Genomic DNA, 15,590 nt, shown 5'->3' with positions numbered 1-15,590 from the left:
GCATCCCAATACAATATGAGTGAACAGAGTATAGCGTATTTATTTTAAGGTATGTTTTACCTCTGCCTCTAATTAACACCAATAAATCCGCCGGTTTGATGTGCCCATAACTTGGCGTAAATTCCATTTTTTTCAAGTAATTCTTGATGGTTGCCTGACTCTACAACCTTGCCTTTGTCCAGCACTAACAAACGGTCCATTTGCGCAATAGTAGATAGTCGATGAGCAATAGCTAATACTGTCTTGCGTTGCATAACTTGGTCCAAGCATTGCTGAATAGCCGCTTCAACTTCTGAATCTAACGCCGACGTTGCTTCATCTAGAATAAGGATAGGCGCATCTTTTAGCATAACTCTGGCAATCGCAATACGTTGCCTTTGACCACCAGATAGCTTAACTCCGCGCTCTCCAACATGAGCATCATAACCTGTGCGGCCTTTTGCATCGCTCAGTAACAAAATAAAGTCGTGCGCCTCAGCTTGTTTAGCTGCTTTTATCATATCCTCATCTGTGGCGTCCGTCCGACCATAAATAATATTGTCGCGCACACTGCGGTGCATCAATGAGGTGTCTTGCGTCACCATGCTAATATGCCTGCGCAGACTCTCTTGCTTAACGCCGGTAATGTCTTGTCCGTCGATAACAATTTTTCCAGATTGAATGTCGTAAAAACGCAAGAGCAAGTTTACTAAGGTTGACTTACCCGCACCCGAGCGTCCTACCAGTCCCACTTTTTCCCCTTCTCTAATGCTAATATTTAAGTTTTCCAATACTTTTATTTCAGTATTGTTTTTGGCTACATATGCAAAATTAACGGCTTTGAATTCAATCCCACCACCCTTCACTTTCAGCATCGGCGCATTGATTCTGTCTTCAATAGATGCGGGCATTGCGAGCGTATTAATCCCATCTTGAACGGTCCCAATATTTTCAAATAACGCCGAAACTTCCCACATTATCCACTGCGACATACCATTTAAACGTAAGCTTAAGCTCACCGCTATCGCAATATCACCAGGCGACACAACGCCATTTACCCATAAGTAGATTGCGAGTGCCGATATTGAAAAAACCAACAACGAGTTGCTCGCCCAAACGCAAGCCTGTAAAACCGTAACCAAACGCATTTGCGGGTAGACGGTCTGCAGAAACCCATCCATTCCTTCCCGCGCGTAGTCTTCTTCACGCTTGTTATGCGAAAACAATTTGACAGTCATAATATTAGTGTAACTATCAATAATTCGGCCCGTCATAATAGAGCGAGCGTCTGCTTGTTTTTGGGAAATTGCTTTTAGTCTAGGGAGGAGCGCTCGAAGAATAATCACATACGCTACTAGCCAGATGATTAATGGCACACTTAAACGCCAGTCAGTAGAAAAAACCAGTACGATAATACTGATAAAGTACACGCAAATATAAACCGCAAGGTTCATGATTTTCATGACTGTCTCGCGCACAGACAACGCGGTTTGCATCACTTTTGTCGCGACGCGCCCTGCAAACTCGTCTTGATAAAATGATAAGCTTTGCCCTAAAAGATACCTATGTGCTTGCCAACGAATGCGCATCGGAAAATTACCCAATAAAGATTGATGCGTTAGCGCCGATTGGAGAATTACCAGTACCGGTAAAAAAACCATCACAACTAATCCCATCCAGATCAAGCTATTCATTTCTTGTGCAATAAACGTGGCTTTGTCACGAGTTGCAAACCAATCAACAAGTTGCCCCATATAACCAAACAACGACACTTCTAAAATGGCAACCACGGCGCTAATAATTGATACAGTAATTAGTACTTTCCACATACCCGAAGAATAATAACGACAGAATGCGACGAAGTCTTTAGGTGGCTGCACGGGGGCATCTTCTGGGAACGCTTTGGTTAGATTTTCAAAAAATGAAAACATGCTCTCTCTTTATTTAATTAGATGTAAATTAGGTAGTAGGGTAGCGACAAACTATGATTTTTTGGTTTAATTTATTCGGTGCTCAAGCTATTGATACTTAATTTTGACTCAGATACTAGAAGCTGTTTAGGAAATGCATCATACCGCTTCAGCATTATACCAATTCCTCGCTATTATTACATCAACACAGATAGGATTGCTGAACCAGTCCAACAATCTTTTCCATGTTTTACAGCTGTTGCTGAGTGCCAAAAATTAAAAACGGTAACTCAGCAGTAAGCAACTGTCTCCTTTACTGAGTTCACTAAAGAAACTTCGTAAAAAGCGTCAAAACCCAGTAGATAACAATACCGAATTGAATTAAAAAGAAAACAAATCGAGCTTGAATCGCTATATTAGTGGTTGATACTAAATGCACGATTGATTGGCCCAATCTTGCCGCTAATAATATATAAGCAAGTCCATTGGTAATAGCTGTCGAATCGGTTGCAATAGCTAATAGGAGGACGCCGCCAATAAAGCTAAAACATTCAACACAATTTGCCTGTGCACGAGTCAATCTGTTACCAAACTCCGGCACATCTGAACCGTCGGCCTGAAACTTAAGGCCTTTAAATTTACCACTCTGCGATAAATAAGTGCGGTAAAAAGCCAACGCTAATAACAATACTAGTGTCCAACTTATATAACCTAATAATACAATAATTGATGCATTCATATTTCTTCCTTTTTAGTTAACTTAACATTCTGACAAACCAATATAATAATCGTATCTTATGTGAATGCCCGTAAATAGCTATCGCAAACATTGCAGAGCAAGAGTACGTATGGCTCGTCTGCGTCATCTAATAAACCCTTTAATGTTACAAGTTATTTCAATTTCGTGTTTGTAGTTGATTCTTTCTGCTTTGGCTATAATGTAGTGAACATCAAATAACAGAACCATAGGACATCAAAATGAAGCACCTCAAAAAGGCCCTATTAGGCCTTAGTGTAGCTATTGCGGTTGGCGCCTGCACCCCAGCACAACAATCAACAGAAATAACGCCGATAGCGGCTGAACAAAAAGTCGCACTGAAATCAGGTATTCGTACTCAGAACATGGATTTAAGTGTACAACCCGGCGATAACTTTTTTAATTATGTGAATGGTACATGGTTGAAAACGACAGAAATCCCTGCAGACAAAGCTTCTTACGGAAACTTTGCAATTTTGGCAGACGAAGCCCAAGAACATGTCAAGGCCATTATTGATGCAGCATCACAGGGCGACTACGCAGTCGGCTCTGATCAGCAAAAAGTTGGCGATATGTATAGCTCATACATCGACATCGATAACCGCAATAAAGTGGGCATCAAACCATTAAAATCGGAGTTTGATAAAATTGCTAAAATTACTAACTACGATCAACTCGTCGAATACTTTGCGTATTCAGTCAAATATGGTTACGGCACGCCAATCAGTTTTTTCCAATATGCTGATTTTAAGTCACCAAACGATTACGCACTCTATGCATGGCAAGCCGGTATTGGTTTACCTGATCGTGAGTACTATTTTAAAGAAGATGAAGATGGTACAAAAATTCTTGCCGCATACCAAGCGCACATTGAAAAAATGTTTACTTTAGCTGGTATAGAAAATGGCGCTAAAAATGCTGAAATGTTGTTGGCACTTGAAACTAAAATTGCCCAAGAACACATGAAAAAAGAACAAGCTAGAAATTGGGCTGAAAACTATGACAAACTGAGCATGGAGGAATTAAAAGCCCTAATGCCTAATTTCAACTGGGATGTTTTCGTGAAAGCATCTGGTTTTGACATGCCTGAAAGTATGATAATCATGCAAAATGACTTTTTAACAGGGATCGATAAAGTGATTGCTGAAACGTCACTTGATGATTGGAAGTCATTTTTACAATGGGGCGTAATTAATTCCTCAGCTAGTTCATTAAACATGGAAATGGATAAAGCAAACTTTGACTTCTACAGCACTATTTTATATGGCGTCGAAGAACAACGTCCAATGTGGCGTCGTGCGACCGGGTTACTGAATAGTACATTGGGTGAAGTAATTGGTAAAGTTTACGTTAAACAGCACTTCCCGCCAGAAGCAAAACAGCGCATGCAAGTCATGGTTGATAACCTGATTTCCGCTTATGAAGTAAGTATTAAAGATCTGGATTGGATGACTGATGAAACACGTATTCAAGCTCTTGAGAAATTATCTAAGTTTACGGTGAAAATTGGCTACCCTGATAAGTGGAAAGACTATTCTGCATTAGAGGTATCTGATACCGACTTGTTTGGTAATTTACGCAATGCCGCAAATGTGACGTATGCTGAAGAATTAGCCAAACAAGGCAAGCCTGTAGATAAAACTGAATGGGGTATGACTCCACAAACAGTAAATGCTTATTACAATCCAACGGCAAATGAAATTGTGTTTCCTGCGGCAATCTTACAACCTCCGTTCTTTGACTTAGAGGCGGATGATGCAGCTAACTACGGTGGTATCGGCGCAGTTATCGGTCACGAAATTGGTCATGGCTTTGATGACGCCGGAAGCACGTTTGACGGAGACGGCGTGTTACGCAATTGGTGGACTGATACTGACCGTGAAGAATTTAAAACCAGAACAGCTAAACTGGTGGAACAATATAATGCATTTGAACCGTTAGAAGGTATCTTCGTTAATGGTGAGTTCACATTAGGCGAAAACATTGGTGACCTTGGTGGCATAAGCATTGCGCTTAGAGCATATCAAATGTCATTGAATGGTGGAGCCTCACCTATATTAGATGGGTTTACAGGTGAGCAGCGTGTTTTCCTTGGTTTTGCTCAAGTATGGGCTGGTAAGTACCGTGATGAAGCATTAAAAAGCCAAATCAATACTGACCCGCACTCGCCTGCTCAATTCCGTGCAAATGGAGCGGTTCGTAACGTTCCTGAGTTCTACACCGCGTTTGACGTGAAACCAACTGATGCACTTTATCTTCCAGAGGAAGAGCGTGTGAAAATTTGGTAATCTTTTAGCTATAGGCGAATGTAAAACAGCTTCAAAGGGATCGACTAGATCCCTTTTTTATGTGTTTTATTAACGGTATTAATGCCTTCATACTGGAATTAAGATTTACTTGTAAACGGTATATCGTAAAAAGCAGGGCTTACTTGATTTAACTTATAGCTTTCTGGCCTTAAAGCGTTTCCCTTTGATACGGCGTTCACGAAACTGACTTAAAACACGTTTTACGCTTCTCGCTTTTATAGCAATATAGGTATTACGAGCAGAAATCGAAATTTTACCAATATCTTCACCTGGCACTTCAGCCTCTTTGGTCAACGCGCCTAAAATATCACCCGGGCGTAACTTGTCACGTTTACCGCCATCAACTGCAATACAAACAAATTCAGGCTCTCTTATTCGGTTTGCATGAAAGCGCACACCTTGAATATGTAGCTTGCTGATTTTGGCATCCGTTTTCGCTGCTATTTCGTCTAACTTACCTTCTTCAGTGTCATCAATTAAGGTGATCGCTAAGCCTTTTTCTTCGGCTCTACCGGTACGCCCGATTCGATGCGTGTGAGTATCTATATCTTCACTTACTCTGTGGTTAATCACTAAATCAACACGTTCAATGTCGAGTCCGCGCGCGGCAACATCAGTGGCCACCAAAACGCTCACGGTTTTATTCGCAAATCTGGCTAACACTTGGCTACGCTCGGATTGTTCTAAGTCACCGTGTAAACCGACTGCAGTGAAGCCCATTTGGTATAACTCATCACTGAGTTCTCTGGTTTCACGTCTGGTTCGGCAAAATACAATAGTCGACTCAATTTGATGATGAGTTAGTAAAGCTGCCACGGCCTGAGTGCGATGTTCGTTATTAATCCGATAAGCTTGTTGTTCTATGTTGGGACCTGATTGCCCATCGTCAACCTTTATGATCTTTGCATCGCGTTGATATTGATCCGTAATGCTTTTTATTTGAGCGGGGAAAGTGGCCGAAAATAACAAGGTTTGTCGTGTTGCTGCTGAGGATGTTCGTGAAAGATGATGCATGACCACCCGCATCTCATCTTCAAAACCCATATCAAGCATACGATCAGCTTCATCAAGAACAAAACAATTCACTTTTTTTAAGTTCAATGTGCGCTTACCAATATGATCCATAATGCGCCCTGGTGTGCCAACAACGACATTCGCACCGTAACGCAATGATATTATTTGCGGACCCATTGGCATGCCGCCAACCAAAGACACTACCTTTAAATTAGGCATGCGTTTAGCCAACAAGCGAATTTGTTCAGCGACCTGCTCGGCTAATTCCCGCGTTGGACACATGATAAGGGATTGTGGATTTTTAGCTTCAACATCAATTTTACTTAGCAGCGCTAATCCAAATGCGAGTGTTTTCCCACTGCCTGTTTTTGCTTGTACAGCAACATCAGCACCTGCTAATACATCAGGTAAGCACGCTTGTTGAGTTTGCGTCATTTGCGTAAACTCTAAAACATTTAAGGCTTCCATCAAAGGTTCTGATAAACCTAAACTAGAAAATGAAGTCGCGCTATTTGTTGCAGTTGATGTCATGCTAATTTCCATTTTAGAGTTTCACCTGCAAAAAATGGCACTATTTCCTCATCGGTGTCACCGTTTGTGGGTAATTTAATACTGCTAGGGACTTCCCAGCTTTGTTGGTTGAGTGTGATGGTACCTTCATTACGCGGCAACCCATAAAAATCAGGACCAAAGTGACTAGCAAAACCTTCTAACTTTTCAATAACACCTAAATCTTCAAATACCTGCGCATACAATTCAATCGCACTCCATGCGCTGTAACAACCAGCGCAGCCGCAGGCATTTTCTTTTTTATTTTTTTCATGTGGTGCTGAATCGGTACCTAGGAAGAACTTATTAGAACCTGATGCAACCACTTCTCTCAATGCTTGTTGATGAGTATTACGCTTTAACACGGGCAAGCAGTAGTTGTGGGGACGCAAACCACCAACCAATAAATCATTGCGGTTTAGTAATAGGTGCTGGGGCGTAATGGTCGCTGCCACATTGTCTGAAGATTCAAGCACAAAATCGACCGCTTCTTTGGTTGTAATATGTTCAAAAACCACCTTTAAGTTAGGGAAGTCATTTACGATGTCACGCAAATAAGTCTCTATAAACGCTTTTTCTCGGTCAAATATATCAATATGCGCTTCAGTTACTTCACCATGAATAAGTAACAACATACCCACTTCTTGCATTGCTGCAAAAACAGGGTAAAGCGTCTTTATGCCTTTAACTGCGGCGTCCGAATTGGTTGTCGCCCCAGCAGGATACAGTTTTGATGCAACAATACCCGCCGCCTTGGCATTTTTGATTTCTTGTGCAGAAGTTTGATTAGTTAGGAACAATGTCACCAATGGCTCAAATTCAATGCCTGCAGGCACAGCATCTAAAATACGTTGTTTATACTCTAAGGCCATTTGAGTTGTCGTAACCGGCGGCATCAAGTTAGGCATAGCGATGGCTCGTTTAAAACAACGAGCAGTTGCTGGTACTGTTTCTTTCAGCATTTCACCATCACGAAAATGCAAATGCCAATCGTCTGGAGTTTGAATAGTAAGCGTTGTCTTCATGCCAAGTCCATCCTGAATATGAGTCTACAATAGAGGTCAAAAATTATGCCCGATAGTATGCCTTATTTAGGACCTAAGCGGGCAAAAAAACGACGTTAATTAATCATAACTTTTGTTTACTAGGCTATTTAAAGGAGTTAATGTGATTTTTGCAATAAACAATGGCTTTTCTTCCTTACCATAAGCAACACATTCTTGGATCACACGCTTTTTGCTGCTTGATTCAGGGCCAAACTCATTGGCATCCTCTGAAATATCTGGGCCCACAAGAATATTAATCGGATCGTTACTACGCAACTCTTCTAACTGCTGTTTGTCGATACAAAGTTTCTGAGTTTTATAGATCATAGGATGGGAAATTAAATCAATATCCTCAAAAACAGCTCTTTCAAGTAATGCCGAGGAAATCAGCCCCAATGGATACATTTCAGGAAAGTCGACTTTGTCTGTGAATTCGTCAATAAATAAACTTTGTTCTGCGCCAGCACTGGCCAGAAAGTTTTTCGCGTTACCAACGATCATATATTTACGTTTTAAGAAATAACTAGTACCCGGCACTAGCTCTCTATCAGGCAGTGCATTTAACATGTGCATCGGTGGTAATTTGGTCGGTAATGACAACGTCATCTGATTGGCTTCGCGCTTGAATCCTACAATCGCAGGCTTTTTATTCGCCTTTAAAATAAAGCGTCGACTGTAAACACTAGAACCATCACCACTGGACCATTTACCTTGTTTAAGATTTACACTCACCTCATCATCAGGTACTACGCAGTGCACAAAATTAAATTCATATCCACTGAACCTAAATTGCCCAACATACAGGTCATTAGCACTATTCATTGCTAGTAACTTGCACTGATACTCAACAAAACCCCCCAACTGAAAGCCAAGTGCTATGGGGCCCTCAAATAGATTTCCTCGTAACCAATGCCAACGACTCTTATCGTGAAACAAGTTGAAATCGTCCGTAGAGTTTCTGGCAATATCAATATGTAATTGAGACATTAGTAACATGGGTTTCTCTCATAGTTATTATCTTATTAACAAACTATCTATAACTCGTAGTAAAAGTTTAGGTCAGAATAGGTATAATGCGAATAAACTATCGGCATCTCTCGTTACTTTATCGACTTGGCACACACAAGCATAAATTACAAATAATTATTGATTGTGATAGAGCGCTACCAGAGCAGCCAGCGAAAAAGAAACTAATATTAAATAAACCTAAAAGAAGCACTAACAAAATGAAAGAAAAAAGGATAATCTTGGTCATATAAAGATCACTGTTATCGACAAAATAGTTCAACTTCAAAGACACTGGAATTCATGCCGCACGCTATCAGTATTCGTAATATATCGCCACGACTCAACTTTGGCAACAAGGCCCTTATTTGGTTTCTTGATCGCCTGCTGGGCATCAAAAAAATGGACCGACTCTATCGTCAGCATGAAATGCAGGGCTTAAGCAAAGAAGATTTTTCTGACAGACTCATTCAAATACTTGCATTAGATATTCATGGTATAGCGGAGTTACAACGTAAAATTCCCAGAAGTGGTCCTGTAGTAATCGCCAGCAATCATCCTTTTGGTGGTATAGAAGGGGTCATATTAGCGCGCATCATTGGCGAGGTTCGACCTGACTTAAAGGTATTAGCCAACAGAGGTCTGGGAATTTTTAAGGAAATTTCTGAGTACTTTATTTTTACTAACCCCCTGTCACCCAACGATCCCAAAAACGGGCCTTCGTTACGCCAATGCGTCAAGCACGTTCAATCTCAAGGCGCTCTACTCATTTTCCCTGCAGGTAAAGTGTCTTATTATCAAAAGGCCAAGTCAGGTATAAGCGAGCACATTTGGAATAAACTGGTTGGTCGCTTAGTAAGCATCGATAAGTGTCAATATGTCCCTATTTTTGTCAATGGTAAGAATAGTGCGAGTTTCTATCGCATTGAAAAAGTCTATTTTAAGCTAAGAATGCTTTTGTTAGGACACCAATTACTAAATAAAACCGGTGCTAAAATTGTCATCAATACTGGCAATGCCATTCAGCACAAGCACTTTGACAAACAACTTAGTCATAGCGAAAAAGCGATGTTATGCAGAGCATTAAGTTACGCTCAAGAGCAACGCTGGCGATATCAATGGCCTAGGGACAACGTAACCGAACAATTACCTATTATTAAAGAAATTAAATCGGCGCAATTAGTCGTTGAAATCGAAGCTCTGCCTAGCGATCAATTATTACTTGAAAATAAAGATTATTCGGTTTACTTCGGATACCAATCACAGCTTCCCTCAGTTGTTCGAGAGATTGCTCGATTACGTGAAATTGTTTTTCGAATGCACAACGAAGGTAGCGGTCAGTCCTTAGATATAGATAACTTTGACGCAACCTACACCCACCTTTTTATCGTGAAAAATGTGAGTAAGAAAATAGTAGGGGCTTATCGCATAGGATTTACTGACAGATTGACGCAAAAACAGAGCCTAGAAGGTTTATATTTGCAAAAAATGTTTAATTTTAAATCCACCTTTGCAAACCAACAAGGTCCTTGCATGGAAATGGGCCGGTCATTTTTAATCCCTGAAATGCAAGGCTCATATCAAGGTCTGCTGTTACTTTGGAAAGGTATAGGAAGGCTTGCGGCTAAGTTCCCCCAATACCGAACCCTTTATGGAACGGTATCAATTAGTAAGTTATTCGACCCACGCAGCGTGAAGCTAATTGCACAAGGCTTAATAGATTCACAAAGTGCCTCACAGGTTGAACCGGTCAATTCATTTGAATTTAATACACACATAGAAATAGACGAGTTAGCGCAGAAAATCAATTTACGAGATCATTTCACTGCATTTTTAACAAGTATTGAAGAGGATGGCAAAGACATTCCGGTTTTGGCTCGTCAATATCTTAAAATGGGCGCTAAATTTCATGCATTGGGCATAGATAAGAGTTTCAATCACACCCCCGGGTTGCTGCTGAGTGTACATTTACCCAGCGCGCCAGAGAAGTTATTAAAATTGTATGTTGGCCAAGACTACAAGGCTTACCGTGATTGGGACGCCAATTCACCATGCTGAATAGTATACTAGACTCTTGTCAAAGTATTAAGAGCCTTACTCTTGGTGTATATTTATCAAATGATGCTAAGAACAACATTAGTTCTTTTTAGTGTAAGCCGAGATAATGACAATTCTCTGGCCATTTACTTTACCTTCAATATGCAAAGGATTGTCGCTCAAGCCAATATTTCGCACAGGAGTCCCTCGTTTAGCAGTAAAATTAGCCCCTTTTACATCTAAGTCTTTGATAATAGTAACGGCATCACCTGCAACTAGGGCCACTCCATTGACGTCAAGTGTTGGCTCATGGTCGTCCGCTACGCCTGCATCGCCCCATGCTTTAGTTTCCTCATCCATATATAGCATATCTAGTGCATCTTGCGCCCAAGATTCAGTGCTGCATCTGTGGAGTAAACGATAGGCCAATACCTGCACTACGGGCACCAACGACCACATCGAATCATTCAGGCAACGCCAATGGCTAACATCTAATTCAGTATTGTCTTGTAATTGCTCAGAACACGTAGCGCAGACTAAAACAGCACAATTAGGGGTTTCATTGGGTGAATGCGGTAGTGGATAAACAGATAAATTTTCGCTGCTGGTACAAAGCTCGCATTTGTTACTACTACGATTGTGTAAGGTGGTTTCTATAGACATATGTTAAGACTGAATTGAGTACGCTATATGCATAATAACACGCAAACACACAAAAATAATGTGGATTTAGAACAATTTATGCTGAACGGGTACTATACGAGATGGTGGAAGGCGCGTACCCAAAGAATTCAGGTAAGTCTTTGCCTTGCATATGTCGAATAATGCGAATAAGTGCATAATGGTGGATCGCATGACTCGCTACAAATACGAGTTCCCGCTCGAGTGTTGACTCACACGTTGCAGCTTTGGTATGACTTATATCTATGTCCGTGGTGACTAAAACGCGTTGATTCAGTAACTGAGTACTACATGTCTCCTTTAACCATACCGTTATGCTTTCACATGTTACAATTGCAGAATGCGGAAATTGTTCAACATCTGCATGTCGGTTGCGCTTATTGTAGTTGATTTCGCCGCTCATGCTTGCATGTTTTAACGCCAGAAAATGATCAACAATATGGCGTATATGAGCACCAATGCTGCTTGAAAAATGAGGAGCCAATACTTCTTGGTAATCGGCTAGACTGATGTCCTCAAGCAAACTAATTGCTTGCTCTATTACATCTACATAACTATTTGACATGTTGTCCCTTTCACTTTTTAGTTCTTAACATTGCTTGCTACCACTTCTTGATTTCTTCATTTTTTTGCATACCTAGTATAGACCCCAGACTACTATAAATTATTTCATTTTTATTATATTTATTAAAAATTGACTAAAAAATTGCGTTTTAAGTGTTCAAAATCAATTTTTTCTATCGGTTTAGTACTAAACAAGCATTTCGTTATAGATCCATGCTATCGGCATCAAAAGAATCACTTCTTCACTTTTTCAGCACTTAATCTTTGCTAATTTATCCCGATTCTCTAAACTACATCCATTTTATAGCGATAGCCGCTAAATAATGAAAACATGCCTACGCATACGTATTCATTCATAAGCATTAACCGATTGCTGTTACATTTATTTAACTACTTGCAGAGATTTACAAAATGACTGAGATTCCTATTCATGACTATTATCCTCACGCTAGCCAACTGGTTTATGGTTGCATGGGATTAGGCGGCGGCTGGAATGATACTCCCGCACAAGAAAAAGACGTAAAACAAGCGCAGCAAATTATTGAAACGTGCCTTGAAAATAAAATTAATACATTTGATTTAGCCGATATTTATACCTTCGGCAAGGCTGAAGAAGTCTTTGGTCAAGTGCTAAAAGCAACACCTTCTTTACGTAAGAATATACTATTGCAAACCAAAGTCGGCATTAAGCTAACGCCGACACATGAAGTGAAACAATATGATTTGTCGCCCGAATGGATAACCTCGGCATTAAATAGTAGTTTGCGGCGCTTGAATTCCGAGAATGTCGATATTTTATTTTTGCACCGTCCCGACCCCCTTATGGATCTTGACGATTCCGCTGTCGCGTTGGAAAAACTGCATAAACAGGGTAAGTTTTCCCACTTAGCGGTTTCAAATATGCACGCAGGTCAAATCGCGTGGCTGCAGTCAGCAATTTCGTTTCCAATTATTGCGAATCAATTACAAATGAGCTTGCAACACGCCGACTTTGTTGAAGAGAGTATAACAACTAATATGAAAGACGGTTGCAACAGTGGATTCCCGCGCGGAACGATGGAATTTTGTGAGCAGCAAAATATACAACTACAAGCATGGTCTCCGCTTGCGCAAGGTATTTTCACAGGAAATCCAAGGCACAAGCCAACACTCACAGAGCTGGCAACAACAAAATTATTGACTCAGCTTGGCAATCGTTATTCAAGCAATCCAAACGCAATATTACTGGCTTGGTTGTTGAAGCATCCGGTCAATATTCAACCCGTGATTGGCACCACTAATGTAAAGAGAATTGTAGAGTGTACGCAGGCGAGCAAAGTGAATTTATCCAGAGAAGATTGGTATTTATTGCTGCAAACTGCACGCGGACAAGAAGTTCCTTAAACACACTTTTGGGTTTACAGAAAAAGTAAATCAGTCACCCTTTATGTAAGCGGAAATAACGATACGGAATAAGCATTGATATGGGAATACGCAGTTTGGCTAGTCATCAAATAGTAAAAATACTTATGTTGAGTTTAATACTGCTTGCCGCAGGCGCTTGCTCAAAGCAAGCGCCTGCGTTTTTAAAAAGTGTTGATCCTATTGTTATTGATGAAAATGCTGGGTATTTAACTAGAGATGTAAAAGAGGATGTTTTTTACTTTGTGATGCCCGACCGTTTTAATAATGCAGATCCAGATAATGATAATGGCGATCCTAATCGGCCTATTTCTTTTGGTGGGCTAGATAAAACCTCCAAATGGGCATTTCACGGTGGCGATATTCTGGGTGTAGAGACTAAATTGAACTATCTTCAAAACATGGGTATAACCGCCATTTGGATGACGCCTTTATTACGCAACCGTGCAATTCAAAGCGACGGCTTCGGTCACCTTGGATACTGGATTATGGACTTTACAGAAATTGATCCTCACTTTGGTACAAATGAAGATTTACGCAGTTTAATTGACGCTGCTCATGCACGCGGTATTAAAGTCTTTTTTGATATTATTACTAACCACACAGCCGATGTTATGAGATATAAAGAATGCCTTAATGCAGATGGTACTTTTATTAAAACCCAGCCTGGCTGTGAATATAAAAGCACTGAACAAGTCGCAAATGGCGATACCTATACTCCTTTTGTGCTTGATCCACAAAAAGCATTTCAGTTTCCAGAGTGGCTAAGCGATCCAACATATTACAACAATCAAGAGGACCGTTTTTGGCAAGTAAAAAATGTTATTAGTGGTGACTTTGCTGGACTTGATGACTTAAAAACCTCTGACCCTAAAGTTGTTGCTGGTATGACTCAAATCTTCAAAAATATTATTGATGAATTTAAACCAGACGGATTCAAAATTGACACTGCAAAACATGTTGATCTTAGGTTTTGGCGGAGCCTTGGACCCGCAATTATTGCTCACGCCAAAACAGTGGGTATACCTAACTTTCACATTTTTGGAGAAGTTTATGATGGCAATCCAGCGGTACTCAGTAAATTCACGACCGCAGGTAAACTGCCTTCAGTCCTTGATTTTGGCTTTCACTTTAATGTGAAAGACAGCCTGTTTGAGAATAAAGACATAAACCGATTAGGTCAGTTATTCGACAACGATGACTACTACCGAGATGCCGATTCAGCACCGGATTTACTCATGAATTTTTTAAGCAACCATGATACTGGCCGTGTGGGTTGGTTTATAAACCAAGGTTTTAAAAATATTTCAGAAGCTGAAAAACTACAACGAAGTGTCCTAGCTCATGCATTTATGTTTATGTCGCGCGGTATTCCTGTCGTCTATTATGGTGACGAGCAAGGTTTTACTGGCTATGGCGGTGACGTAGATTCGCGCGAAGACATGGACCCTTCATTAGTGAAAATGTATAACGATAACGCACTTATTGGTACTCGCCAAACTACAGCGGACGATAACTTTAATCAAAAACACCCCATTTATCAGTCACTTCAAAAATTCGCTAAACTAAGAGCAGACCACAAAGCATTACAAACCGGTGTTCACCAAAACAGACTGATTGATAACGTTAATAGAATTGTTGCTTTTTCACGCATCGATGCTGATGAAAAAATTGAATATTTGGCGATTTTTAACATGGGCATGCAAACACGAAATATATCAATAAAAGTAGATTCACTAAGTTACTCTAGTGTATTTGGTAATAATGCAAAAGTGCAGCAAGGTCAATTAACGACCACCTTAGAGCCCCTGAGTTTTGTCTTACTCAAAGCTCAGCAAAAACATAAAGGGAGTGAAATTTTTGATATCGTGATGCCTGGTGTATACAGAGACAACGCTCGGTTATTTGTCCCTATAAATTTAATATTTGGCGAACAAAAAGCACTTCCATTCGCCGAAGTTGATTTTTACTTAGTCGATAAGAACGGCCGTGAGTCTTTTGTTGCAATGGATAATACACAACCATATAGAGCCGTTTTAATGCCAGATGGCATACAATCAATGCGAGAACTCAAGGTGATTGTTCGTGATGGGATCGGCAATGAAATGATCAAACGCTTCGCTTTTTAGCGACATTAATACTGCAGCAATATCTTTACTAACAATAATGTCGATTTATTCATTAATGACGCGTGCAAGCAAGCCGACTAACGACAACAATAGCAGTCCTGCGTCAGCTAGTGTATGGCTAGGTCATGCTAGAAGAAAGGCGCATTTTCTAGTCAAAAAAAACCAAGGCAATTATCTTGGTTTTTTGTTATTTAAGCAAATTTTAGATT

At 40.4% G+C, this 15,590-nt stretch carries 11 protein-coding genes; 4 read left to right on the top strand and 7 right to left on the bottom strand.

The window, feature by feature from the left end:
• Positions 1-68 precede the first annotated feature (68 nt).
• Positions 69-1,910, bottom strand: coding sequence for an ABC transporter ATP-binding protein (locus CXF81_RS04520; RefSeq protein ID WP_101180185.1), 1,842 nt, complete (start codon positions 1,908-1,910; stop codon positions 69-71).
• 304 nt (positions 1,911-2,214) lie between these two features.
• Entirely contained in the window at positions 2,215-2,628 is a 414-nt protein-coding gene (locus tag CXF81_RS04515) for an MAPEG family protein (protein WP_101180184.1), read from the bottom strand.
• A 239-nt stretch (positions 2,629-2,867) separates the two neighbouring features.
• Between CXF81_RS04515 and CXF81_RS04510 the strand changes: the two genes are divergently transcribed.
• Positions 2,868-4,934 (top strand): M13 family metallopeptidase, encoded by a 2,067-nt coding sequence (locus CXF81_RS04510; protein ID WP_101180183.1) that lies wholly within the window; start codon positions 2,868-2,870, stop codon positions 4,932-4,934.
• A gap of 153 nt (positions 4,935-5,087) precedes the next feature.
• On the opposite strand, the gene dbpA is transcribed toward CXF81_RS04510, so the two are convergent.
• The 3 genes from dbpA to CXF81_RS04495 form a co-directional block, all read right to left on the bottom strand.
• Positions 5,088-6,512: an ATP-dependent RNA helicase DbpA gene (gene dbpA, locus CXF81_RS04505; RefSeq protein ID WP_101180182.1), complete on the bottom strand. Its 1,425-nt coding sequence runs from the start codon at positions 6,510-6,512 to the stop codon at positions 5,088-5,090.
• Complete coding sequence (gene pyrC / locus CXF81_RS04500) at positions 6,497-7,543, bottom strand: dihydroorotase (RefSeq protein ID WP_101180181.1); 1,047 nt, start codon at positions 7,541-7,543, stop codon at positions 6,497-6,499. The genes dbpA and pyrC overlap by 16 nt, the downstream gene beginning before the upstream one ends.
• A gap of 99 nt (positions 7,544-7,642) precedes the next feature.
• Positions 7,643-8,560: a hypothetical protein gene (locus CXF81_RS04495; RefSeq protein ID WP_101180180.1), complete on the bottom strand. Its 918-nt coding sequence runs from the start codon at positions 8,558-8,560 to the stop codon at positions 7,643-7,645.
• 312 nt (positions 8,561-8,872) lie between these two features.
• Between CXF81_RS04495 and CXF81_RS04490 the strand changes: the two genes are divergently transcribed.
• Entirely contained in the window at positions 8,873-10,627 is a 1,755-nt protein-coding gene (locus tag CXF81_RS04490; protein WP_101180179.1) for a lysophospholipid acyltransferase family protein, read from the top strand.
• Between the two features lie 78 nt (positions 10,628-10,705).
• Here CXF81_RS04490 and CXF81_RS04485 read toward each other — a convergent pair whose 3' ends face one another.
• Positions 10,706-11,269 carry an alkylphosphonate utilization protein gene (locus CXF81_RS04485; RefSeq protein ID WP_101180178.1) on the bottom strand — a complete coding sequence of 188 codons (564 nt, stop codon included), beginning with the start codon at positions 11,267-11,269 and terminating at the stop codon, positions 10,706-10,708.
• Positions 11,270-11,345: 76 nt separating this feature from the next.
• Positions 11,346-11,852, bottom strand: coding sequence for a hypothetical protein (locus CXF81_RS04480; RefSeq protein ID WP_101180177.1), 507 nt, complete (start codon positions 11,850-11,852; stop codon positions 11,346-11,348).
• Between the two features lie 410 nt (positions 11,853-12,262).
• Here CXF81_RS04480 and CXF81_RS04475 point away from each other — a divergent pair, with 410 nt between their 5' ends.
• Complete coding sequence (locus tag CXF81_RS04475; RefSeq protein WP_101180176.1) at positions 12,263-13,234, top strand: aldo/keto reductase family oxidoreductase; 972 nt, start codon at positions 12,263-12,265, stop codon at positions 13,232-13,234.
• Positions 13,235-13,314: 80 nt separating this feature from the next.
• Positions 13,315-15,381 (top strand): alpha-amylase family glycosyl hydrolase, encoded by a 2,067-nt coding sequence (locus CXF81_RS04470; RefSeq protein WP_101180175.1) that lies wholly within the window; start codon positions 13,315-13,317, stop codon positions 15,379-15,381.
• The last annotated feature ends 209 nt before the right edge of the window (positions 15,382-15,590 follow it).

Origin of the sequence: Glaciecola sp. 33A (genome assembly GCF_002836745.1) — a bacterium.
Taxonomy (GTDB): Bacteria; Pseudomonadota; Gammaproteobacteria; order Enterobacterales; family Alteromonadaceae; genus Glaciecola.
The sequence above is the reverse complement of the archived record's forward strand: the minus strand, read 5'-3'. Positions and strand labels throughout refer to the sequence as shown.

Excerpts from the sequence above, each read along its gene's own strand:
- pyrC (WP_101180181.1), bottom strand. The coding sequence starts at position 7,543 with ATGAAGACAACGCTTACTATTCAAACTCCAGACGATTGGCATTTGCAT.
- CXF81_RS04485 (WP_101180178.1), bottom strand. The coding sequence starts at position 11,269 with ATGTCTATAGAAACCACCTTACACAATCGTAGTAGTAACAAATGCGAG.
- CXF81_RS04490 (WP_101180179.1), top strand. The coding sequence starts at position 8,873 with ATGCCGCACGCTATCAGTATTCGTAATATATCGCCACGACTCAACTTT.
- CXF81_RS04480 (WP_101180177.1), bottom strand. The coding sequence starts at position 11,852 with ATGTCAAATAGTTATGTAGATGTAATAGAGCAAGCAATTAGTTTGCTT.
- CXF81_RS04510 (WP_101180183.1), top strand. The coding sequence starts at position 2,868 with ATGAAGCACCTCAAAAAGGCCCTATTAGGCCTTAGTGTAGCTATTGCG.
- CXF81_RS04520 (WP_101180185.1), bottom strand. The coding sequence starts at position 1,910 with ATGTTTTCATTTTTTGAAAATCTAACCAAAGCGTTCCCAGAAGATGCC.
- CXF81_RS04495 (WP_101180180.1), bottom strand. The coding sequence starts at position 8,560 with ATGTTACTAATGTCTCAATTACATATTGATATTGCCAGAAACTCTACG.
- CXF81_RS04475 (WP_101180176.1), top strand. The coding sequence starts at position 12,263 with ATGACTGAGATTCCTATTCATGACTATTATCCTCACGCTAGCCAACTG.
- CXF81_RS04515 (WP_101180184.1), bottom strand. The coding sequence starts at position 2,628 with ATGAATGCATCAATTATTGTATTATTAGGTTATATAAGTTGGACACTA.
- CXF81_RS04470 (WP_101180175.1), top strand. The coding sequence starts at position 13,315 with ATGGGAATACGCAGTTTGGCTAGTCATCAAATAGTAAAAATACTTATG.
- dbpA (WP_101180182.1), bottom strand. The coding sequence starts at position 6,512 with ATGGAAATTAGCATGACATCAACTGCAACAAATAGCGCGACTTCATTT.